This window comes from Arthrobacter sp. FW306-07-I, from assembly GCF_021800405.1.
Lineage (GTDB): Bacteria > Actinomycetota > Actinomycetes > Actinomycetales > Micrococcaceae > Arthrobacter.
Genome location: NZ_CP084550.1, coordinates 3,059,744 through 3,082,254, shown reverse-complemented (window position 1 = coordinate 3,082,254; position 22,511 = coordinate 3,059,744). Strand labels below are relative to the sequence as shown.

The window sequence follows — 22,511 nt, the reverse complement described above, 5'->3', positions numbered from 1 at the left end:
GGCCGTTCCCAATACGTACGACGCCTGAAACAGAAGAAGCGGAGCAGCGATGACGGCGAGTGCGATCAGGACTCCTTTGAAAATCCTTCGCCAAGGTCTTCTCCTCCGTGGCGGCTGGGAGCCTCTCGAGTTGTCCATAGGCCATTATCTCCAGCGACTGGAGAAACTTAATATCTGGGGCCGGGCGGGTGTGCGTAACTTCTGGCCCGCTCCGGCCACTGAAGGCCCCGGGATGTCAGGGTGCGCTCCGCGCGGCCAGCCCGAAAGTCACGTTTTCCGCTGATGGCGGACAGCCGGGGCCAGCGGCGTGGACCGGCTCCCCGCGGAGGGGTGCGACCGTAGAATGAACCGCATGATCGTTGGCATTGGGGTAGACGTAGTAGACATCGAGCGGTTCGGCCGCCAGCTGGAACGGACGCCGGGTTTGAAGGACCGCCTGTTCGTACCTGCGGAACGGGAGCTGAACACCCGGTCCCTGGCTGCCCGGTTCGCCGCGAAGGAAGCGGTAGCAAAGGTGCTGGGCGCCCCTGCCGGCATGAACTGGCAGGACTGCTGGATCGGCCTCGACCAGAACGGCCCTACCGTCCAGGTGAAAGGGACGGTCCTGGCGGTAGCCGAGGCCAAGGGCGTGAAGCGCTGGCACCTGTCCATTAGCCACGACGGCGGAATCGCCACGGCCACGGTCCTGGCCGAGGGCTGAGCCGGGCGGACGCCATGATCAGCGCCTATACCGGAACGCAGGTCCGCGAAGCGGAGGAACCCCTCCTGGCCGCCGGACTGGGGGACATGCTCATGCAGCGCGCCGCGCACGGGCTGGCCAACGCCGTCGTCCATGAACTCAGGGACCGCGGCACCCGCCTGAACGGTGCCCGCGTTGTGGTGCTGGCGGGCAAAGGCAACAACGGCGGGGACGGCCTGTACGCCGCCGCTTTCCTCGCGGCCCGTGGGATGCGGACGACGGCGGTACTCACCGGGGATGCCGCCCACCCGGCCGGCCTCGGGGCGTTTGAGCGTGCCGGCGGCAGGGTGCACCGGCTCACCGAAGCGGCACTGCCGGGACTGGCCGACGAAGCCGCGGCGGCCGACGTCGTGATTGATGCCGTCCTGGGGACCGGCGCCCAGGGCGGGCTGCGGGGGAGTGCCGCGGACCTGGTAGTGGCCATCACGGACGCAGACCGCCACGGCCTTGTGGTGGCCTGCGACCTTCCCAGCGGAGTGGACGCCGATACCGGCGAGGCTGCAGGCCCGGTCCTGCCGGCTGATCTGACCGTGACGTTCGGCGGGGCAAAGTCAGGGTTGCTGGCCGATCCCGGCGCAGACTATGCCGGCCGCGTCCGGGTGGTACCGATTGGGATCGAGGAGCACCTGCCCCGTCCTGCCCTGCGCCGCCTCGAGGGCCCCGACCTGGCACGCCTCCTGCCGCACCCGGCCCGGCGCGCCCAGAAGTACTCCCGCGGCGTGCTGGGTGTGGTGGCCGGGTCCGAGGACTACCCGGGCGCCGCAGTGCTTGCCTGCCGCGGTGCCCTGGCGGCAGGGGTGGGCATGGTCCGGTACCTGGGCCCGCCGTCGGTGGCCCACCTGGTCCGCCAATCCTGCCCCGAGGTTGTCTGCAGCACCGGGACCGTTGCCGAAAACCGGGTCCAGGCCTGGTTGGTGGGCTCCGGCATGGGGCCGCATGACCATGAACAGCTGACCCGTGCCCGGGACGCCATTGCGTCGGACCTTCCGGTCGTGGCCGACGCCGGCGCGCTGCCTGCACTGCCCGCAATCCTGGCCCCGCACGTGGTGCTGACGCCGCACGCCGGTGAGCTCGCGTCGCTGTTCCAGCGACTGGGCCGCGGGGAGGACCGGGAAGCGGTGGAAGCAGGGACGCTCGCTGCGGTGCGCCATGCGGCTGACCGCACTGGCGCCACCGTCCTGCTCAAGGGCGCCACGACTCTCGTCGCCGCCCCTTGGGGCGCTACTTACAGCCAGGCGGACGGGACGCCGTGGCTCGCCACTGCCGGCAGCGGGGACGTGCTGGCCGGCGTCATTGGTGCGCTGCTGGCCCAGGCGGGGTCCGACGTCGGCCGCTTCCGGAAGCTGGGCGTGGAACCGGACGGGCGGTGGGCCGCCATCGCCGCACTTGGCGCTGCCCTGCACGGCCAGGCGGGGAGGGCGGCGTCGGAGGCTGTGTCTGGCGGGCCGATCACCGCAGGCCGCGTTGCGGATGCCCTACCCGAAATTTGGGGTAAAGTCAGCATGCTTAGTAAACATGAAGCTTGGAAACGTAATAGTCACAGCCAACCACTACGGTAGGCATTAGTTCGCACCAGCAGTAGGGGCGCCCTGATGTCCTCTGCTGCTGACCAATAAATGAGGAGCACGATGGAAGTCTGGCCTGGAAATGCCTACCCGCTGGGAGCTACCTTTGACGGCACCGGCACTAACTTTGCCTTGTTCAGCGAACGGGCCGAGCGGGTCGAACTCTGCCTCCTGGCCGATGACCTGACTGAAACCCGGATTGAGCTGACCGAAGTGGACGGCTACGTGTGGCACTGCTACCTGCCCCACATCCAGCCCGGCCAGAAGTACGGCTACCGCGTGCACGGGCCGTACGATCCCGAAAGCGGCAACCGCTTCAACCCCAACAAGCTGCTGATGGACCCCTATGCCAAGGCCATCCAGGGGCAGATCGACTGGGATCCCGCGCTCTTCTCCTACGAGTTCGGCGACCCCGACTCCCGCAACGACGCCGATTCCGCGCCCCACACAATGCACGGCGTTGTCATCAACCCGTTCTTCGAGTGGGACGGCGACCGCCAGCTGAAGATTCCGTACCACCAGTCGGTCATCTACGAAGCACACGTCAAGGGCCTCACCGAACTGCACCCGGAGATCCCCGAAGAGCAGCGCGGAACTTACGCAGGTGTTGCGCACCCCGCCGTGATCGAGCATATGAAGAAGCTCGGCGTCACCGCCATCGAGCTCATGCCTGTCCACCAGTTCGTCAACGACGGCACCCTGGTGGAGAAGGGCCTCAACAACTACTGGGGCTACAACACCATCGGCTTCTTCGCGCCGCAGAACACCTACAGCGCAACGGGCGACGTGGGACACCAGGTCCAGGAATTCAAAGCCATGGTCCGCGACCTGCACCGTGCCGGCATCGAAGTGATCCTCGACGTTGTCTACAACCACACAGCCGAGGGCAATCACTTGGGCCCCACGCTGTCCTTCAAGGGCATCGACAACCAGGCCTACTACCGCCTGGTGGACAACGACTGCAAGCACTACATGGACTACACCGGCACCGGCAACTCGCTGAACGTCCGCCACCCGCACTCCCTGCAGCTGCTCATGGATTCCCTGCGCTACTGGGTCACCGAAATGCACGTGGACGGCTTCCGCTTCGACCTCGCCTCCACCCTGGCCCGTGAGTTCTACGATGTGGACAAGCTCTCCACCTTCTTCGAACTCATCCAGCAGGACCCGGTAGTTTCCCAGGTCAAGCTGATCGCCGAGCCGTGGGACGTCGGTCCCGGCGGCTACCAGGTAGGCAACTTCCCGCCGCAGTGGACGGAATGGAACGGCAAGTTCCGCGACACCGTCCGCGACTTCTGGCGCGGCGAGCCTTCTACCTTGGGCGAGTTCGCATCCCGCCTGACCGGCTCCGCCGATCTGTACGAAAGCTCGGCCCGCCGCCCCGTGGCGTCGATCAACTTCGTCACCGCGCACGACGGCTTCACCATGCGGGACCTGGTGTCCTACAACGAGAAGCACAACGAGGCCAACGGCGAAGGCAACAACGACGGCGAATCGCACAACCGCTCCTGGAACTGCGGCGTGGAAGGCGACACGGATGATGAAACCGTTCTGTCCCTGCGCGCCCGTCAGCAGCGGAACTTCATTGGCACGTTGCTGCTCTCCCAGGGCGTCCCCATGCTGCTGCATGGCGATGAACTGGGCCGCACGCAGCAGGGTAACAACAACACCTACTGCCAGGATTCCGAGCTCAGCTGGATCCACTGGGAAGCCATGGATCAGCCCCTGGTGGAGTTCACCGCCTTCGTCAACAAGCTCCGCCACGACCACCCCACCTTCCGCCGCAGCCGCTTCTTCGACGGCCGCCCGGTCCGTCGTGGCGAGGGCGAAAAGCTGCCGGACATCGTCTGGCTGAAGACCGACGGTACCGAAATGCTGCCCGAGGACTGGGGGAGTGGCTTCGGCCGGACCATTGGCGTGTTCTATAACGGCGACGGCATCCAGGAAAAGGATTCGCGCGGCCGCAGGATCACCGATGACAGCTTCATCATGGCCTTCAACGCCCACGATGACGAAGTGGACTTTTGCCTTCCCGCTGAGGAGTACTCGCAGTACTGGGAGGTGCAGTTCGATACCGCTGCCCAGGCCGACGACTATGAACCCCTCAAGGCCGGCGCCACGCTGAAGCTGCAGGCCAAGTCGATGGTGGTGCTGCGCGCCTACTCGGGCCCGGAGGAAGAGGTCGACTACTCCGCAGCCGCCTCGCTTGCCTCGATGGCCGAGCAGGAGGAAGCACAGGAGGAAATGGTGGAAGCCCAGACCAAGGCCGCGGAAGCAAGCGAGGCAAGGGCAACGGGCGCCGACGAGGAAGCCAAGGCATGAGGACCCCGGTCTCCACTTACCGCTTCCAGATTCGCAGCAGCTTCACCCTGTTCGACGCCGCCGACAAGGTCCCATACCTGAAGGACCTCGGCGTCGACTGGGTGTACCTGTCGCCCATCCTCACCGCGGAAATGGGCTCGGACCACGGCTACGACGTGACCGATCCTTCCGCCGTGGACCCGGACCGCGGCGGCCCGGAAGGCCTGCTGGCCCTGTCCAAGGCCGCCCGCGAACACGGCATGGGCGTCCTGGTGGACATCGTTCCCAACCACGTGGGCGTGGCCACTCCCGTGCAGAACCCCTGGTGGTGGTCCCTGCTCAAGGAGGGCCGCGAGTCGCCCTACGCCGAAGCGTTCGACGTCGACTGGGACCTGGGCGGCGGAAAGGTCCGGCTCCCGATGCTGGGCTCGGACGATGACCTGGACAAGCTGGAGGTCAAGGACGGCGAGCTCCGCTACTACGACCACCGGTTCCCGCTGGCCGAGGGCACGTACAGCGAAGGTGACTCGCCGCAGGACGTGCACAGCCGCCAGCACTACCAGCTGATGGACTGGCGCCGCGCCGACGCCGAGCTGAACTACCGCCGCTTCTTCGCGGTCACCACGCTGGCCGGCATCCGGGTGGAGGTTCCCTCCGTCTTCGAAAAGGCGCATGCCGAGGTGGGCCGCTGGTTCACCGAGGGCCTGGTGGACGGGCTCCGTGTGGACCACCCGGACGGCCTTGCCGATCCCGCCGGCTACCTCCGCTGGCTCAAGGACCTCAGCGGGGGCGCGTACGTCCTCGTGGAAAAGATCCTGGAGCCGGGCGAGGAGCTGCCGCAGGACTTTGCCTGCGAAGGGACCACCGGATACGACGCGCTGGCTGACGTGGACCGGGTCTTCGTTGACCCGGCCGGGCAGCCGGAGCTGGATGCGCTGGACGCTTCCCTTCGGGGTACCTCCGAGCCAGCCGACTACGCCGAGATGATCCGCGGCACCAAGCGCATGATCGCCGACGGCATCCTGCGCTCCGAGGTGCTGCGGCTGGCGCGGCTGGTTCCCGAATCCCACGGGCTCAGCGTGGACCAGGCAGCGGATGCCATCGCGGAGATTATTGCGTCCTTCCCGGTGTACCGGTCCTACCTGCCCGTGGGCGCCGACGTCCTCAAGGAGGCGTGCGAATCAGCCGCCGCGCACCGGCCGGACCTGGAAGTGGCAGTGGGGACCCTTCTCCCGCTGCTGCTGGATCCCGCCAACGCCATCGCCATCCGGTTCCAGCAGACCTCCGGCATGGTCATGGCCAAGGGCGTGGAGGACACCGCGTTCTACCGCTACACCCGGCTGGGCACGCTGACCGAAGTGGGTGCTGAACCCACCGAGTTCGCCGTGTCTCCGGAGGAATTCCACCAGCGGATGCAGCGCCGCCAGCAGGAGCTGCCGCTGTCCATGACCACGCTGTCCACGCACGACACCAAACGCAGCGAGGACGCCAGGGCCCGGATCTCGGTTATCGCCGAGCTGCCGGAGGAGTGGGCCGAAACGCTGGCGGAGCTTCGTAAGCTGGCGCCGATCCCGGACGGACCGTACGAGAACCTGCTGTGGCAGGCGATCGTCGGCGCGTGGCCGGCAAGCCGGGAACGGCTGCAGGGCTACGCGGAAAAGGCCGCGCGGGAAGCCGGCAACTCCACCAAGTGGACCGACCCCAACGAGGAGTTTGAATCCAAGGTGAAGGCCGCCGTCGATGCAGTCTTCGACGACGCCAAGGTCGCCAAGGTGGTCACGGACTTCGTGGCCCGGATCGACGCCTTCTCCGCGGCCAACTCGGTCTCCGCCAAGCTGGTCCAGCTGACCATGCCCGGCGTGCCCGACGTCTACCAGGGCAGCGAGTTCTGGGAACGTTCGCTTACGGACCCGGACAACCGCCGGCCCGTGGACTTTGGTGCCCGGCAGGAGGAGCTGGCAAAGCTCGACGCCGGCGAGTTGCCGGACGCAGGCACCGAGGCCAGCAAGCTTCTGGTCACCTCACGGGCACTGCGCCTGCGCCGGGACCGTCCTGAGCTGTTCCAGGGATATGTGCCGGTGGGCGCCACCGGCGCAGCGGCCGGGCACCTGCTCGCGTTCAGCCGCGGGACCGACGCCTCCTCCGGTGCCCTCACGCTGGCCACTCGGCTCCCCGCCGGACTGGAAGCCAGCGGCGGGTGGCGGGACACCGCCGTCGACCTTTCCACTGCCATGCGCGACGAACTCACGGGAGCCAGCTACGGACCCGGCCAGGTTTCGGTCGCGGAGGTCCTGGGTACCTATCCCGTGGCCCTGCTGGCACCTGTGGATGGAGAAAAAGCATGACCCTGGTCAACGTTGGACCCGAACGCTTCGATGTGTGGGCGCCGGACGTTTCGTCGGTGGTACTGGTGGCTGACGGCCGGCAGTACCCCATGCAGCAGAAGGAAACGGCGCCCGGCTCCGAAGGATGGTGGACGGCGCCCGAGGCCCCGGCGGACGGGGACGTGGACTACGGCTACCTGCTGGACGGGGACACCACCCCTGTTCCGGATCCGCGGTCCCGGCGGCTGCCCGCCGGCGTCCACGAGCAGTCCCGGACCTACGATCCGGCCGCCTACGCCTGGCAGGATTCCGGCTGGCGCGGCAAGGACCTGCAGGGAGCCGTCATTTACGAACTCCACGTGGGCACCTTCACGTCCGAAGGAACCCTCGATGCCGCGGTGGAGAAGCTCGGCTACCTGGTGGACCTGGGCATCGACTTCATCGAACTGCTGCCGGTCAACGGTTTCAACGGGACTCACAACTGGGGTTACGACGGCGTCCAGTGGTACACCGTGCATGAAGGCTACGGCGGGCCTGCTGCGTACCAGCGGTTCGTCGACGCCGCCCACGGGGCAGGTCTCGGCGTCATCCAGGACGTGGTGTACAACCACCTGGGGCCCAGCGGCAACTACCTCCCCAAGTTCGGCCCGTATCTGAAGCAGGGCGACGCCAACACCTGGGGTGACTCGGTGAACCTGGATGGACCTGGCTCCGACGTGGTCCGGGAGTACATCCTGGACAACGCGGCCCTGTGGCTGCGCGAGTACCACGTGGACGGGCTCCGTCTCGATGCCGTGCACGCGCTCCGCGATGAGCGTGCCATGCACATCCTGGAGGACCTGGGGGCCCTGGGCGACGCCATTTCGGCTGAGACCGGACTGCCCAAGACCCTCATCGCGGAATCCGACCTGAATAACCCGCGCCTGATCTACCCCCGCGACGTCAACGGGTACGGACTGGCCGGGCAGTGGAGCGACGACTTTCACCACGCGGTGCACGTCAGCGTCAGCGGCGAAACCACGGGTTACTACTCCGATTTCGAGTCCCTGGCCGTGCTCGCCAAGGTGCTGAAGGACGGGTTCCTGCACGATGGCAGTTACTCCAGCTTCCGCGGCCGCCACCACGGCCGGCCCATCAACGCCTCGCTGGTGCACCCGGCGGCGCTGGTGGTCTGCAACCAGAACCACGACCAGATCGGCAACCGGGCCACGGGGGACAGGCTTTCGCAGTCCCTGTCCTACGGGCAGCTTGCCGTAGCCGCGGTGCTCACGCTGACCTCTCCGTTCTCGCCCATGCTGTTCATGGGCGAGGAATACGGGGCCACCACGCCGTGGCAGTTCTTCACCTCGCACCCCGAACCGGAGCTAGGAAAGGCCACCGCGGAAGGGCGCATCAAGGAATTCGAGCGCATGGGGTGGGATCCCGCCGTCGTGCCTGACCCGCAGGACCCGGAAACCTTCCGCAGGTCCAAGCTGAACTGGTCCGAGGCTTCCACGGGTGACCATGCGCGGCTGCTGGAGCTGTACCGGTCGCTGACGGCGCTGCGCCGCCAGCATCCGGACCTGGCGGGCCTTGGGTTCGGTGAGACAGAGGTTTCGTTCGACGACGACGCCGGCTGGCTGCGCTTCCGGCGCGGTTCCGTCGAGGTGCTGGTGAACCTGTCGGACGCCAAGGTCCGGCTGGACGATGCGGCCGGCGACCTCCTCCTGGCCACCGATGGGGGCAACGCGCTGGACGGCGGCTCCCTTGCCCTGGCGCCGTGGAGTGCCGCGATCCTCAAGTCCTGAAGCAGGAGTTACGCCGGGGGCATTCGTCCCCGGCGTAACTTTTCTTCTTAGCGCTAACAACGTCCCGTGTACCGCGGGTCACAACTGGCAGGATGGAACGTATGACTTATATTGCAGCGGACAACCGCTACGAATCCATGCCCTACCGCCGGGTGGGCCGCAGCGGCCTCAAGCTCCCGGCCATCTCCTTGGGCCTGTGGCACAACTTCGGGGACGACAAGCGCTTCGAGGACCAGCGCGACATCCTCCGGCGCGCCTTCGACCTCGGGGTAAACCACTTCGACCTCGCCAACAACTACGGTCCGCCGGACGGATCGGCCGAGACCAACTTCGGCCGCCATCTCAAGGATGACTTCAAGCCGTACCGGGACGAACTGGTCATCTCCACCAAGGCCGGCTACTACATGTGGCCCGGCCCCTACGGTGAATGGGGCTCCCGCAAATACCTGATCTCCAGCCTGGACCAGTCGCTGCAGCGCATGGGCCTTGACTACGTGGACATCTTCTATAGCCACCGCCACGACCCCGAGACGCCCATGGAGGAAACCATGGGTGCCCTGGACTACGCCGTCCGCTCGGGCAAGGCGCTCTACGCCGGCATCTCCTCCTACACCCCGGAGCAGACCCTCGAGGCGGCCCGCATCCTCAAGGAACTCGGCACGCCGCTGCTGATCCACCAGCCCAGCTACTCCATGCTCAACCGCTGGACCGAAGACGGATCACCCAACCTGTACGAGGTGCTGGACCAGGTGGCCGCCGGCTCCATCGCCTTCTCGCCCCTGGCGCAGGGGATGCTCACGGACCGCTACTTCCACGGCATTCCCGCCGACTCGCGCGCAGCAAAGGCCCGTTTCCTCTCCGAAGAGTCCATTACGGAGGAGAAACTGGATCGGGTCCGCGGACTGCGGAAGATCGCCGAAGGCCGCGGACAGACACTGGCCCAGATGGCCATCGCCTGGATCCTGCGTGACCAGCCGAAGGGTTCGCCCGTGACATCTGCGTTGATCGGTGCCTCAAGTGTCCGGCAGCTGGAGGACAGCCTGTCCGCCATCAACAACCTCAGCTTCTCTGACGAGGAACTGACCGCCATCGACGAATTCGCGGTGGAGTCGGACATCAACCTCTGGAAGCAGAACGCCTGACCCAGGTTTTTCTTTTACGGAGCGGGGCCGGGCGTGACAACGCCCGGCCCCGCTCCTTGGGTAGTATGAAAAGGCGCCGCGTGGCGCCAAGCCAGCCGGCCGCCGTCGTCCATTACTCGGAGGCAAACCAGGCAGGCTGACGTTTGTCCCCAAAGGAGTTCTGTGTCTTCACATCCCATTCGTGTTGCAATCGTTGGCGTGGGTAACTGCGCTGCCTCGCTGGTGCAGGGCGTTCAGTACTACAAGGACGCCGATCCGGCGGATACCGTTCCGGGCCTGATGCATGTTGAGTTTGGCCAGTACCACGTGGGTGATGTTGAGTTTGTCGCCGCGTTTGACGTGGACGGCAAGAAGGTCGGCGTTGACCTTGCCGATGCCATTACTGCCAGTGAGAACAACACCATCAAGATCGCCGACGTTCCCCCCACCGGCGTGACGGTCCAGCGCGGCCACACCCTGGACGGGCTGGGGAAGTACTACCTGGAGACCATCGAGCAGTCCACCGAAGAGCCCGTGGACGTGGTCCAGGCCCTGAAGGACGCCCAGGTGGATGTGATGGTCTGCTACCTGCCCGTCGGTTCACAGCAGGCTGCCGAGTTCTACGCCCAGGCAGCGATCGACGCCGGGGTGGCGTTCGTGAACGCCCTGCCGGTCTTCATTGCCGGGACCAAGGAGTGGGCTGACAAGTTCACCGCCGCCGGCGTGCCCATCGTGGGCGATGACATCAAGAGCCAGATCGGTGCCACCATCACGCACCGCGTGATGGCGAAGCTGTTCGAAGACCGTGGTGTGACCCTGGACCGGACGTACCAGCTGAACGTTGGCGGGAACATGGACTTCAAGAACATGCTGGAGCGTGACCGGCTGGAGTCCAAGAAGATTTCCAAGACCCAGGCCGTGACCTCCAACGTTGAGGCCGAGCTGGCCGCCAAGGACGTGCACATCGGCCCGTCCGATTACGTGCAGTGGCTCGATGACCGGAAGTGGGCCTTTGTCCGCCTGGAGGGCCGGAACTTCGGTGACGCCCCCGTGTCGCTGGAGTACAAGCTGGAGGTGTGGGATTCGCCGAACTCTGCCGGTGTGATCATCGATGCGATCCGTGCGGCGAAGATCGGCCTGGACCGTGGCATCGGCGGGCCGCTGCTGTCGGCGTCGAGCTACTTCATGAAGTCCCCGCCGGAGCAGTTCAACGACGACCTCGCCCGCGAAAAGGTCGAAGCCTTCATCCGCGGCGACGTGGAGCGCTAACCCTTTCGTACCCCTTTCAGTCGCTCCCTCACCGGTTCACCCGGTGGGGGAGCATCCTCCGTTAACACGCCCGCTCACTTCTGACACGCCTTCTACTAACCCCCGCTCACCTCTGATTTGTCTTTCAGGAACGCCCGCTCACTTTTGGCTGGGTTTTCTCCAACCCCCGCTCATGTTGGGTATGTCTTGGCGGGACGCCCTCACGCTAGCTGGACTTGTTCCGGATACTAAACGTGCGGTCTTCTCGCAGGCGCAAAAGGGCCGGAATGAGGTTCAGAGGCGCGAAAGGCAAGAGCTGCTGAATTACTTGCTGGCGAACCCCGAGCTGATTGAGGGATCGACCGTTGAACTACTCAAAGCCCGCTTGATCTTGTTGATGGCAGCCGCAAAATCATCTTCCTGATCGGCCTTGTCGACAATGACGACAGTCCACCCAGCCGCTCCGAAGGCCTTGTCCCTGCGCCGATCACTCAGGCGCTGCGGCTCCAATAGGTGATGGCCGCCGTCGTACTGGATTGCAACTCTCCGTCGTCGAAAGCCGAGGTCAGCAGACGGCGATCGCGCGTCCCCTGGGCGAAGCCCAACCTGCAACTCGGGTTCGGGAAGGCCTGCGTCCAGCATGGACAATCGAAGAAACGTTTCTGGCGCGGAATCAGATCCGACCCGGATCAGGTCCAGCGCTTGCCTGGCACGAACAACGCCCTGAAGATTTGGGTGTCGGGCGACCAAACACCGCAGATCCTCAACGGTTGAGTAGGCGCCCTTCCTGCCCTCAAGTTCTGGGCGGGGTGTCCGGACGAGTTGGTCTCCCATGGCCACCAAGTCGTTCAAAGGCAGCTGCCGTGCCATGTCCAACCAGGTTCGCGCCCTGGTGCTCAGCCAAATTCCCTCGACGAACTCGACCTCACCGGGCTTCACAATGACCCGGTGGCCATGGATTCCCTTTCTCCGCGCTCCGGGAAGGGCAGTGGACTTGCTGAGATGCAGCGCGTTGGAGTCTGAGAGCCATGCGGGCAGAAGAGAACCTCGGATTCTGGCCGCGGTCACGTGCGAAATCCATGCTCCGGGCGTCGCTTCGGAAAGGGCGCGGGCAGCATCCTCCAGGCAGAAGTCCCAGTTGGCAGGACGGTAGAGTCCCCGGCTGATGTGCTGAATATCCCTGCCTCGCAAGCGGTTGCGATGCAGTCCGGCATTCCTGGAATTCTCAAGCGTGAAAGGGCTGCTGGCCAATTGCTCGGGTAGGGGCGGGCGGGATCGCATACTGCATTCTCATACAAACAGCTGGAGTCAGTTTGAAGTTATCCACAGGTGCCCAGCACAGGGTAGAACGTGAGCGGGCGTTCCTAAAAGAGCTGCGAAAGGTGAGCGGGCGTTCCTAAAAGAGCTGCGAAAGGTGAGCGGGCGTTCCTGGAAAAGAAGCAGAAGGTGAGCGGGGGTTTTTGAAAGGCGGGCCAGAGGTGAGCGGGGGTGCTAGGTGAGGCCGACGGGGTTGCCTTCTGCGTCCACGTCCATCCGCAGGGCGGCCGGGGCGGCCGGGAGGCCCGGCATGGTCATCACGGCCCCCGTCAGGGCGACGATGAAGCCCGCGCCGGTCTTGGGCAGCAGGTCGCGGACATGGATCGTGAAACCCTTAGGGGCACCCAGCCGGGAGGCGTCGTCCGTGAACGAGTACTGCGTCTTGGCCATGCAGACCGGCAGGGAGCCCCACCCGTTCCGCTCGATATCGGCCAACCGCTTCAGCGCCGGAACGGAGAAGTCCACCCCGTCGGCACCGTAGATTTCCTGGGCGATGGTGCGGATCTTGTCCTCCACAGGCAGCTCGAGCGGGTACAGGTGCCGGAAGCTGCTGGGCGCCTCCAATGCCTGCGCCACCAATGCCGCGAGTTCGTCGCCGCCATCGCCACCGCCGCCGCGGCCCCACACATCCGCAACCGCTGCCCGTACGCCCTCCGCAGCGCACCATGCCAGCAGCCAGTCCAGTTCCTCGGGCGAATCGGACGAGAACTGATTGATGGCCACCACCGGCGTGACCCCGAATTTCTCCACGTTGCGCATGTGCCGGCGCAGGTTGGCCACGCCGGCTTCCAGTGCAGGGATATCCGGCCGGGTCAGCTGGTCCTTGGCCACTCCGCCCTGCATTTTCAGGGCCCGAATGGTAGCCACCACCACGACGGCGGACGGTGCCAGGCCGCCGTACCGCGCCTTGATGTCCATGAACTTCTCCGCCCCCAGGTCCGCCCCGAAGCCGGCCTCGGTGACCACGATGTCCGCCAACCGCCGGGCGGTCTGCGTGGCGATCAGCGAGTTGCAGCCATGCGCAATGTTCGCGAAGGGGCCGCCATGTACCAGCGCGGGCGTGCCGGCGATGGTCTGCACCAGGTTGGGCTTGACCGCCTCCTTGAGGAGCAGCGTCAAGGCGCCCTCCACGCCTAGGTCGGCCACCGTCACGGGTTTCCGGTCATAGGTGTAACCGAACGTGATGCGCCCCAGGCGGGTGCGCAGGTCAGCCAGATCGGTGGCCAGGCAGAAAACCGCCATGACCTCCGAGGCCACGGTGATGTCGAACCCGTCCTGCCGCGGCACGCCCTGGGTCGGCCCGCCCAGACCAATCACCACCTCGCGCAGGGACCGGTCGTTCATGTCGAGCACGCGCTTGAACGTCATCCGGCGCGGATCGATGTTGAGCGCGTTGCCTTGGTAGATGTGGTTGTCCACCAAGGCCATCAGCGCATTATTGGCTGACGTGATCGCGTGGAAGTCCCCGGTGAAATGCAGGTTGATCTCGTCCATGGGCAGCACCTGTGAATATCCCCCTCCGGTGGCGCCGCCCTTCATGCCCAGCACCGGTCCCAGCGAGGGCTCCCGCAGTGCGATCATCACCTTGTGCCCGGCCCGGGCCAGGGAGTCCGCCAGGCCCACTGTGGTGGTGGATTTGCCCTCGCCCGCCGGGGTGGGTGACATGGCCGAGACCAGCACCACCTTGCCGTGCGGAGCGGGGGCAGCGAGGCGGCCCGGATCGATCTTCGCCTTATACCGCCCGTACATCTCCAGGGCGTCGGCGTTAACCCCTGCGGCAGCTGCAATGTCCCCGATCGGCCGGATCCGGGCAGCACGTGCTATTTCAAGATCAGAAGGAAACGCTGACATCCTTGTCCTTTCCTGCACCGGCCCGCGCCGGAGACCTGCCCCTAAGCTAACAGCAGCGGGGCGAAGGACGAAGGAACGTCAGGAAGCAGGCACCACCGGGGCCAGGCGGCGGCCCACAAAGCTGTCGACGGCGGCATGGTAGCTCTCCAGCGTGATGGCGGCAGTGCGCTGCCAGCCGGAGCTCTGTGCCCGGATGGCAGCGGCCCGGCCTAGGTCCTCGCGGGTGGCGGGGTCGTCGTACAGGGCTTCCAAGGCGTCGGCCCAGTCGGAAGCGTGGTGGCCGTCCACCAGGAGGCCTGTGCGGCCGTGGAAAATGGCGCGGGACAGTCCGCCCACCCGGGTGGCCACCACCGGCGTACCGCAGGCCTGCGCCTCGAGGGCCACAAGCCCGAAGGATTCGCTGAAGGAAGGCATCACCACAACGTCGGCGGCACGGAACCATGACGCAAGCTCAGGTGCCTTGACGGGCGGAAGCTGCGTGACGACGTCGTCCATTCCTGCCTCCTTGATCAGGCAGCGGAGGTTGAATTCCTTGTTGCCGCTCAAGGCGCCAAGGATGGTGACCCGCAGGTCGATGTCCGGGCGGCGTTTCCGGAGCAACGCGGCAGCCTTGACCAGGACCTGCGGACCCTTCAGTCGCTGGATCCGGCCGGCGAAGACGAGGTGGAAGGTGTCAGGGCTGACGCCGTGCTGCATCCTGGACCGTGCCCGGAACGCCGGGGTGAACGTGGCGAGGTCGACGCCGGGCGGTGCGATATCGATGCGGTCGTAGGTGGCGCCGTAGTGGGAGACGAGCTCGGCGGCTTCGGAGCTGGTGTTGGCGATGAGCCTGGACGCACCCTCCACGATGCGGTGCTCGCCCAACTCGCGACGCCGCGGCTCCGGTTGCTCGCCGGACTCCAGCAGCAGGTTCTTGACCTTGGCCATCGTGTGCATGGTGTGGACCAGCGGCACACCCCACAGCTGGGACAGCTCCAGCCCGGCGATCCCGGACACCCAGTAGTGCGAATGGATCACGTCATAGCGCCCGTGCGGCTGGCGCCGGCGGATCTGCTCGATTTCCGCCACCATGGCGTGCAGCAGCCCGGGAAGTTCCTCCTTGGGGATCTTCCTGGGCGGTCCGGCCAGCACGTTGTGCACGCACACACCGGGATCGGGATGCTCGACGGCGGGCTGGTCCACGGACGTGGCGCGCGTGAAGATCTCCACCTCAACGCCCGCCTCGGCCAGCGCCGACGCCAGCTCGCGGATGTAGACGTTCATTCCGCCGGCATCGCCCGAACCGGGCTGTTCCATGGGGGAGGTGTGGAGGGAGAGCAAAGCGACCCTGCGGATCAGTGCCACGGGACCTCCTTCCGGCCGCCGGCGCGCGTCAACGGAGCCGGTTCAGTGCGCATTCGGTAAAACACTACTCCTTCCCGTAACGCCCACCGCCCTCCCACATCTTCCCCAGATCCGGAAAAGCCTGTTCGTAGCCGGCCAGGAGCCTGGCGGCCAGGTCTGCCGAATCCACCAGCGGGTGCCGGGCGAAGGCCTCAAGGGCTGCGGCACGGTCCCCGGTGGTGGCCGCCTGCACCGTGAACCGCTCCACCTCCTTGACCCGCTGGAGCAACTCGAGCTGCGCACCGGCGGGCATCTGCTGCGGCAGCGGGAAGGCGCCGTCAGCCGTAACAGTGCAGGGGACTTCGACGACGGCGTCCGCGGGAAAACCGGGAATGGCGGGTTGGGAAGGGCTTGGGCGAGCAGTGGACGGTTCGGGTGCCCGGGTATCCGCGTTGCCCATGGCAGGTAGGGCGTTGCGGACATTGAGGATCAGCTGGGCCTCCCCGCCACCGGCCAGGGCGCGCATGGCCCCCAGCGCCACCCGTTCATACCCGCCGCCGGCCAGGTCCTCCTCATTCCGGCGCTCGCCGTCATGCCGGGCTTCGGCCAGGTACCCCTCCTCACGTGACCGCCGGGCTTCCTCCCACAGCCGATAGGACTCCGGCCCGGCAGCGGCCAGCCGCGGATACAGCTCCTGCTGCTGGGTGTGGATGCTTTCTCCGCGGGTTTGTGCCAAGGCCTGGATCGCCTGCCGGGCGGCGTCGCGCTGGTAGTAGTAATACAGGTACTCGTTGGGCAGCAGGCCCAGGGCGGCCAGGAACGGCTGCGGGAAGAGCCGGCCCTCCTCGAACGAGTGCAGGGCGTCGGCGTCCGCCAACAGGCCAGGCAGCACGTCCGTCCCGCCGGACTCCAGCCGGTACAGCCAGCCCAGGTGGTTCAGCCCGTAGTAGCCCACGCCGTCGAGCCGTCCCGCCGCCAAGGGAACGCCGGCGGCGGCCGCTGCCCGTTGCACCAGCCCGCCCGCCGAGTCGCAGATGCCAAGGACACGGTGGCCCAGAACTGGGAGGAGCGCCTGGGTGACCATTCCGGCCGGGTTGGTGAAGTTGATCAGCGAAGCGTCCGGGCAGTGTTCCCGCATCAGCCGGGCGAGGCCAAGCATGTGCGGGATGGTCCGGAGGGCGTAGGAGATCCCGCCGGCGCCGGTAGTTTCCTGCCCCAGCAGCCCAAGGCCCTGGGCCACCTTCTCGTCGGCGATGCGCCCGGCCGTGCCGCCTGGCCGGATGGCCGCGAACACCACGCCGGCACCGTCCAAGGCTGCGGCAGGATCGGTGGTGGCATGCACGGGAAGCCGGGCACCCCCGCTCCCCGGCATACTTTGCAGCACCGAGGTGACGGCGTTCAGGCGGGCGGAATCGACGTCGTACAGCACCAGTTCGGTGACCAGCCCGGAAAAGGGGCCGGACACCAAAGCCCGGTAGATCAGCGGCACCCGGAAACCCCCGCCGCCGGCAATCATCAGCCGCATGGATGAAGTCTAGGACCGGTCTCCGACATCTTGTCCAGGCCATTCGGAAGCCCCTACCGGAGCAGTGCGGTGCGGCGTATCCTGCGCACTATGGACGCGATGCCAGCCCGCCCCTTCGATCCGCTGGCTGCCGTCCGCCCACATGCGGAGCCTGGATTCGACCTGCTGCTCGCCGGGACGGTTTTCCAGGACATCATCTTCACGGGCCTGCCGCACGGTCCCGAACCAGGCACCGAAGTCTGGAGCGACGGCATGGGGAGCTGCCCCGGCGGGGTGGCGAACCAGGCCATTGCCGCCGCCAGGCTGGGGCTGCGCACCGGCTTGGCGGCTGCTTTCGGAGATGACGGATACGGGGACTTCAACTGGAAGATCCTCTCCGGCCAGGAGCACGTGGACCTCAGCCTGTCCCGCCGCGTCCCGGGCTGGCACTCTCCGGTCACCGTGTCCCTCTGCGTGGACCAGGACCGTTCCCTGGTGACCCACGGGCACTCCGCCCCGGTGACAAACTCCGAACTGATCGGAGACCCGCCCAAGGCGCTCGCCGGCATTGCGGAGGTGGGCCTGGAGATGGAACCGTGGGCCCGGGCTGCCCATTCGGCCGGGGTGAAGCTGTTCGGGGACGTGGGGTGGGATCCCAGCGGGGAGTGGGCTCCGGTGCGGCTGGACAACCTGCAGTACTTTTACGCCTTCCTGCCCAACCAGCGCGAGGCCATGGCCTTCACCGGCAAGGACAACCCGTGGAGCGCCCTCTATGCACTGGCTGACCGCGTTCCCGTGGCGGTGGTGACCCTCGGAGCGCAGGGTGCCATGGCCGTGGACTCGGAAACCGGGGAGGAGGAGTGGGTTCCGTCGCTTCCGGTCAAGGCACACGACCCCACCGGGGCGGGTGACTGCTTTGACGCGGCATTTATCGTCGGCACTCTTGCCGGCTGGCCGCTGGGGGACAGGCTGCGGTTTGCCAACCTGTGCGCGTCCCTGGCGGTACAGGAGGTGGGCGGATCCCTGGCGGCCCCGGGCTGGGGCGACATCGCGGACTGGTGGAAACGCGCCAACGCCCGCCCGGAACGGCAGACCAGCCAATGGCTGCGGCGTTTTGGCTTCCTGACGGACATCATCGACGACGTGCCGCTCGCTGCCCAGCGCCGCGCGTCGGCCACCATCGCGCACCTGTCGGATGCCTGAGCAGCGCTGGGCGCCCTGATTATTCGGCGTGAAGTGCCCGCACTAGAATCAATTAGGTGACCTACCCCGCAACAACCGGTGAATTCAGCGCTGCCTCAGGGCCGGACCCCCGCCATGAGCGGTCCGCCGTGATCGACCTGGACGCCATCCGGCACAACGTCCGCCGGCTTGCCGCCGCTGCTTCCCCCGCGAAAGTCATGGCCGTCGTCAAGGCCGATGCCTACGGCCACGGTGCCGTCCCCGTGGCCCGGGCGGCACTGCAGGCGGGCGCCTCCTGGCTGGGTGTGGCCCACATTTCCGAGGCCCTCGCGCTGCGCGCCGCCGGGATTGACGCGCCGCTGCTCGCCTGGCTGCACACCACGGACAGCAACTTCGGTGCCGCCGTGGCCGCCGGCGTCGACATCGGCTGCTCCGGCTGGGAGCTGGAACGCATCGTTGCCGCGGCGCGGGAGCAGGAACGCCCCGCGCGCATCCACCTCAAGGTGGACACCGGGCTTGGCCGCAACGGCGCCACCCCGGAGACCTGGGACCGGCTGGTAGGTGAGGCCGTGGAGTACCAGGACCAGGGGCTGCTGCGCGTGGTGGGCATCTTCTCCCACCTGGCCGTCGCTGACGAACCGGAGCGGCCCGAAACGGACCAGCAGGTGGCGGCCTTCCGCGAGGCGCTTGCCATCGCCGAGGATGCGGGCGTGGACCTTGAGGTTCGGCACTTGGCCAACACCCCCGCCACATTGTCCCGGCCGGACACCCACTTCGACCTGGTGCGGGTTGGCCTGGGCGTCTACGGGCTTTCGCCGTTCGACGGGACCACATCCGCTGAGCTTGGCCTCCGCCCCGCCATGACGCTGCGTACCCTCATATCGCAGTGCAAGCAGGTGCCCGCCGGACAGGGTGTCTCCTACGGGCTGCACTACCGCACCAGGGAAGCCAGCACGCTGGCACTCATACCACTGGGTTATGCCGACGGCGTGCCCCGCGTCGCCACGGGTGGTCCCGTCCGCGTCGCCGGCAAGACCTACCCGGTGGTGGGGCGGATCGCCATGGACCAAATGGTCATTGACCTGGGGCCGGAAGCATCGGGGGCCGGTCTGCAGGGCACGGAAGCGGAGCTGTTCGGCAGCGGCGCCGACGGAGGGCCCACCGTTGATGACTGGGCCCGCGCCGCTGGAACCATCAACTACGAGGTGGTGACCCGGATCAGCCCCCGCGTACCCCGTCGCTTCATCAACGAGGACGATCCCGCTGACAACAGCCAGGGCCTGGCGGGCGTGCCCGGCAAGGAGGGAGCCGCGTGAGCAGCCCCGAAGAGTTGCCTGCCAACTGGGAAAAGACGTTTACGGCGACGACGGCGGAACAGACCCACGCGTTCGGGGCCCGTCTGGCGGAGGTACTGCAGGCCGGGGACCTGCTGGTGCTGTCCGGCGAGCTGGGTGCCGGAAAAACCACCTTCACGCAGGGTCTCGGCGAGGGCTTGGGCGTCCGCCCGGGCATCATCTCGCCCACCTTCGTTCTGGTCCGGATCCATCCCAACCTGCCAGATGGTCCGCGTCCCGGTGGCCCGGATCTGGTGCACGTGGATGCCTACCGGCTGGGCTCTGCCGCGGAGGTCGACGATATCGACCTTGAAAACACGATGGACACATCCGTCACAGTGGTGGAGTGGGGGCACGAACGGGTGGAACACCTGAGCGACAGCCGGCTGGAGATCGACCTGCACCGCGCCATCGGGCTCGGGGCCATCGGGTTGGGAAGCACCGGGACCACGGGCCCTGCAGCGGAGGGAGCGTCCGCGGAATACGCCAGCCTGGACTTTGACGGCGAGGACACCGACGAACCCCGCACCATTGTGATGCGCGGCTACGGGCCCCGGTGGCCAAGCGTTCCCGAACTCGCAAGCCCGGAAGGGAGCAGCCCGTGCTGATTCTGGCCATCGATACCTCGGCCGTGGCCAGCGCCGCGCTGGTGTCGGACGACGCCCCGGAAAGCGTGGTGGCAAGCTTCGCCACGGAGGACACCCGCAGCCACGCGGAGGTGCTCGCCCCGGGCATTCACGCCATGCTGTCCGAGGCGGGGGTCACAGGGCAGGACGTCGACGCCATTGTGGTGGGCGTTGGGCCCGGCCCTTTCACCGGGCTGCGCTCGGGCATTGCCACCGCGCGCACACTGGCCTTCGTCTGGGGCAAGCCACTGCACGGGGTGATGAGCCTGGACGCCGTGGCCCTTGAGGTTGCCGAATCCACGGCGGCGCCTTCCGAGTTCCTGGTGGTCACGGACGCCCGCCGCAAGGAGGTGTACTGGGCCCGCTACAGCCTCAATGATGCCCAGTTGCCCCGGCTGGAGGACGGGCCGCATGTCGGGTTCGCGGCGGACCTTCCGGACCTGCCCGCCTTCGGCGCAGGTGCAGGGCTCTACGCTGATGCCCTTCAGGCCCACCCGGACTTCGACGGCGAGCAGCCGGACGCCCTGTACCTTGGCCAGTTCGCCCTCGCGCGGCTCGCTTCCGGACACACCCTGCTGGACTCCACCCCCCTCTACCTGCGCGAATCCGACGCGCAGGTTCCCGGACCACGGAAGCGGGCACTGTGAACACACTCCCGGACCCCCGCATGGCCGGAATCACCATCCGTGACATGACCCTGGACGACGTGCCCGCCGTCGGTCTCCTCGAACAGAAGCTCTTCCCCATTGACGCGTGGCCTGTGCAGATGTTCCTGGACGAGCTTTCCCAGCCGGAGACCCGCCGCTACCTGGTGGCGGAAACAAACGACGGCATTGTGGGCTATGCGGGCCTGATGTGCATCGAGCCCATTGCGGACGTCCAGACCATCGCCGTCGTCCCCGATTACGAGGGCCGCGGCATCGGCAGCACGCTGCTCACGCACCTGATCGACGAAGCCCGGCAGCGGGGCGCCGCCGACGTCCTGCTCGAAGTCCGTGCCGACAACCCCCGGGCGCAACAGCTGTATGTGCGGTTTGGCTTTGAACAGATCCACACCCGGCCCCGCTATTACCGTGACGGCGTGGACGCCCTCATCATGCGCCTCCAGCTGACCGCACCGCATCCTGAAGGCCACGAAGCAACGGAAGCAGGCCAGGCATGAACCGTGAACAGCCCCTGGTACTGGGTATTGAATCGTCCTGCGACGAGACCGGCGTCGGCATCGTCCGCGGCACCGAACTCCTGACCAACACGGTGTCCTCCTCCATGGATGAGCACGTCCGCTTCGGTGGAGTCATCCCCGAGATCGCTTCCCGGGCGCACCTGGACGCTTTCGTCCCCACCCTCGAACAGGCCCTGGCAGACGCCGGGGTGACCCTGGAGGAGGTGGACGCCATTGCCGTCACCTCCGGGCCCGGGCTTGCCGGCGCGCTGATGGTGGGCGTGTGCGCCGCCAAGGCGCTCGCCGTCGCCACCGGAAAGCCCCTGTTCGCCATCAACCATCTGGTGGCGCACGTGGGCGTGGGTCTCCTGGACGACCGTGCAAGCGGCCGGAAGCAGGAACTGCCCGAAAACCTCGGCGCCCTGCTCGTCTCCGGCGGCCACACCGAAATCCTGCGGATCAACAGCATCACCAGCGACGTGGAACTGCTGGGCTCCACCATCGATGATGCCGCCGGCGAAGCCTACGACAAAGTGGCCCGCATCCTGGGGCTCGGCTATCCGGGCGGACCTGCGATCGACAAGATGGCCCGCAATGGCAACCCGAAGGCGATCCGCTTCCCCCGCGGCCTTACCCAGCCCAAGTACATGGGCACGGCGGATGAACCCGGGCCGCACCGGTACGACTGGTCCTTCAGCGGGCTCAAGACGGCGGTGGCCCGGTGCGTGGAGCAGTTCGAGGCCCGCGGGGAAGAGATTCCCGTGGCAGACATCGCGGCGGCGTTCCAGGAAGCCGTGGTGGACGTGATCTCGTCCAAGGCGGTCATGGCCTGCCGTGAGCACGGCATCAAGGATGTGTTGCTGGGCGGCGGCGTGGCGGCCAACTCACGCCTGCGGGAACTGACCGGGCAGCGCTGCGCCTCGGCCGGGATCCGGCTGCACGTTCCGCCCCTGGATCTTTGCACGGACAACGGTGCCATGGTGGCCGCGCTCGGGGCCCAGCTGGTGATGGCGGGCGTCGAGCCCAGCGGTATCGGGTTCGCTCCTGATTCCTCGATGCCGGTCACCTCGGTGTCGCTCCCGGCCTGACCCCAGCCAAACGACCAGTTGCTCTATCAGATAGGGCTC

At 66.8% G+C, this 22,511-nt stretch carries 17 protein-coding genes; 13 read left to right on the top strand and 4 right to left on the bottom strand.

Annotation, left to right across the window (positions count from 1 at the left end; genetic code table 11):
• Positions 1-352: 352 nt before the first annotated feature.
• The 7 genes from LFT46_RS14170 (at position 353) to LFT46_RS14140 (ending at position 11,106) form a co-directional block, all read left to right on the top strand.
• Entirely contained in the window at positions 353-700 is a 348-nt protein-coding gene (locus LFT46_RS14170) for a holo-ACP synthase (RefSeq protein ID WP_236799068.1), read from the top strand.
• Between the two features lie 14 nt (positions 701-714).
• The gene (locus tag LFT46_RS14165) at positions 715-2,298 is read left to right on the top strand and encodes an NAD(P)H-hydrate epimerase (protein ID WP_236820162.1); all 1,584 of its coding nucleotides are present in this window, start codon (positions 715-717) and stop codon (positions 2,296-2,298) included.
• 69 nt (positions 2,299-2,367) lie between these two features.
• Positions 2,368-4,626 carry a glycogen debranching protein GlgX gene (gene glgX / locus LFT46_RS14160; protein WP_236820161.1) on the top strand — a complete coding sequence of 753 codons (2,259 nt, stop codon included), beginning with the start codon at positions 2,368-2,370 and terminating at the stop codon, positions 4,624-4,626.
• Entirely contained in the window at positions 4,623-6,950 is a 2,328-nt protein-coding gene (gene treY / locus LFT46_RS14155) for a malto-oligosyltrehalose synthase (RefSeq protein WP_236820160.1), read from the top strand. Before glgX ends, treY begins: the two co-directional genes overlap by 4 nt.
• Positions 6,947-8,716 carry a malto-oligosyltrehalose trehalohydrolase gene (treZ, locus tag LFT46_RS14150; RefSeq protein WP_236820159.1) on the top strand — a complete coding sequence of 590 codons (1,770 nt, stop codon included), beginning with the start codon at positions 6,947-6,949 and terminating at the stop codon, positions 8,714-8,716. Before treY ends, treZ begins: the two co-directional genes overlap by 4 nt.
• Positions 8,717-8,817: 101 nt before the next feature.
• Positions 8,818-9,858 carry an L-glyceraldehyde 3-phosphate reductase gene (gene mgrA, locus LFT46_RS14145; RefSeq protein WP_236820158.1) on the top strand — a complete coding sequence of 347 codons (1,041 nt, stop codon included), beginning with the start codon at positions 8,818-8,820 and terminating at the stop codon, positions 9,856-9,858.
• Positions 9,859-10,020: 162 nt separating this feature from the next.
• On the top strand, positions 10,021-11,106 hold the full coding sequence (locus LFT46_RS14140; RefSeq protein WP_236799062.1) for an inositol-3-phosphate synthase: 1,086 nt from the start codon (positions 10,021-10,023) through the stop codon (positions 11,104-11,106).
• Between the two features lie 303 nt (positions 11,107-11,409).
• Here LFT46_RS14140 and LFT46_RS14135 read toward each other — a convergent pair whose 3' ends face one another.
• The 4 genes from LFT46_RS14135 to LFT46_RS14120 form a co-directional block, all read right to left on the bottom strand.
• Positions 11,410-12,366: an endonuclease domain-containing protein gene (locus LFT46_RS14135; protein ID WP_236820157.1), complete on the bottom strand. Its 957-nt coding sequence runs from the start codon at positions 12,364-12,366 to the stop codon at positions 11,410-11,412.
• 210 nt (positions 12,367-12,576) lie between these two features.
• Positions 12,577-14,253 (bottom strand): formate--tetrahydrofolate ligase, encoded by a 1,677-nt coding sequence (locus tag LFT46_RS14130; protein ID WP_236820156.1) that lies wholly within the window; start codon positions 14,251-14,253, stop codon positions 12,577-12,579.
• A gap of 78 nt (positions 14,254-14,331) precedes the next feature.
• Positions 14,332-15,597, bottom strand: coding sequence for a D-inositol-3-phosphate glycosyltransferase (gene mshA / locus LFT46_RS14125; protein ID WP_236820155.1), 1,266 nt, complete (start codon positions 15,595-15,597; stop codon positions 14,332-14,334).
• Between the two features lie 64 nt (positions 15,598-15,661).
• Complete coding sequence (locus LFT46_RS14120; RefSeq protein ID WP_236820154.1) at positions 15,662-17,101, bottom strand: family 4 glycosyl hydrolase; 1,440 nt, start codon at positions 17,099-17,101, stop codon at positions 15,662-15,664.
• 90 nt (positions 17,102-17,191) lie between these two features.
• On the opposite strand from LFT46_RS14120, the gene LFT46_RS14115 reads away from it, so the two are divergent.
• Genes LFT46_RS14115 through tsaD form a run of 6 tightly spaced genes read left to right on the top strand, consistent with a single transcriptional unit; the run spans position 17,192 to position 22,472 of the window.
• Positions 17,192-18,283 carry a carbohydrate kinase family protein gene (locus tag LFT46_RS14115; RefSeq protein WP_236799057.1) on the top strand — a complete coding sequence of 364 codons (1,092 nt, stop codon included), beginning with the start codon at positions 17,192-17,194 and terminating at the stop codon, positions 18,281-18,283.
• Between the two features lie 56 nt (positions 18,284-18,339).
• On the top strand, positions 18,340-19,578 hold the full coding sequence (gene alr, locus LFT46_RS14110) for an alanine racemase (protein ID WP_236799056.1): 1,239 nt from the start codon (positions 18,340-18,342) through the stop codon (positions 19,576-19,578).
• A complete protein-coding gene (gene tsaE / locus LFT46_RS14105) occupies positions 19,575-20,204 on the top strand; it encodes a tRNA (adenosine(37)-N6)-threonylcarbamoyltransferase complex ATPase subunit type 1 TsaE (protein WP_236799055.1) in 630 nt (209 codons plus the stop codon). Before alr ends, tsaE begins: the two co-directional genes overlap by 4 nt.
• A complete protein-coding gene (gene tsaB, locus LFT46_RS14100) occupies positions 20,198-20,869 on the top strand; it encodes a tRNA (adenosine(37)-N6)-threonylcarbamoyltransferase complex dimerization subunit type 1 TsaB (RefSeq protein WP_236799054.1) in 672 nt (223 codons plus the stop codon). Before tsaE ends, tsaB begins: the two co-directional genes overlap by 7 nt.
• A 20-nt stretch (positions 20,870-20,889) precedes the next feature.
• Positions 20,890-21,384, top strand: a complete 495-nt coding sequence (gene rimI, locus LFT46_RS14095; protein ID WP_236802905.1) for a ribosomal protein S18-alanine N-acetyltransferase — start codon at positions 20,890-20,892, stop codon at positions 21,382-21,384.
• On the top strand, positions 21,381-22,472 hold the full coding sequence (gene tsaD / locus LFT46_RS14090) for a tRNA (adenosine(37)-N6)-threonylcarbamoyltransferase complex transferase subunit TsaD (protein WP_236799053.1): 1,092 nt from the start codon (positions 21,381-21,383) through the stop codon (positions 22,470-22,472). The genes rimI and tsaD overlap by 4 nt, the downstream gene beginning before the upstream one ends.
• Positions 22,473-22,511 lie beyond the last annotated feature (39 nt).

Coding starts and splice junctions, on each gene's coding strand:
- LFT46_RS14170 (WP_236799068.1), top strand. CDS start 353: ATGATCGTTGGCATTGGGGTAGACGTAGTAGACATCGAGCGGTTCGGC.
- LFT46_RS14165 (WP_236820162.1), top strand. CDS start 715: ATGATCAGCGCCTATACCGGAACGCAGGTCCGCGAAGCGGAGGAACCC.
- glgX (WP_236820161.1), top strand. CDS start 2,368: ATGGAAGTCTGGCCTGGAAATGCCTACCCGCTGGGAGCTACCTTTGAC.
- treY (WP_236820160.1), top strand. CDS start 4,623: ATGAGGACCCCGGTCTCCACTTACCGCTTCCAGATTCGCAGCAGCTTC.
- treZ (WP_236820159.1), top strand. CDS start 6,947: ATGACCCTGGTCAACGTTGGACCCGAACGCTTCGATGTGTGGGCGCCG.
- mgrA (WP_236820158.1), top strand. CDS start 8,818: ATGACTTATATTGCAGCGGACAACCGCTACGAATCCATGCCCTACCGC.
- LFT46_RS14135 (WP_236820157.1), bottom strand. CDS start 12,366: ATGCGATCCCGCCCGCCCCTACCCGAGCAATTGGCCAGCAGCCCTTTC.
- LFT46_RS14130 (WP_236820156.1), bottom strand. CDS start 14,253: ATGTCAGCGTTTCCTTCTGATCTTGAAATAGCACGTGCTGCCCGGATC.
- LFT46_RS14120 (WP_236820154.1), bottom strand. CDS start 17,101: ATGCGGCTGATGATTGCCGGCGGCGGGGGTTTCCGGGTGCCGCTGATC.
- LFT46_RS14115 (WP_236799057.1), top strand. CDS start 17,192: ATGGACGCGATGCCAGCCCGCCCCTTCGATCCGCTGGCTGCCGTCCGC.
- rimI (WP_236802905.1), top strand. CDS start 20,890: ATGGCCGGAATCACCATCCGTGACATGACCCTGGACGACGTGCCCGCC.
- tsaD (WP_236799053.1), top strand. CDS start 21,381: ATGAACCGTGAACAGCCCCTGGTACTGGGTATTGAATCGTCCTGCGAC.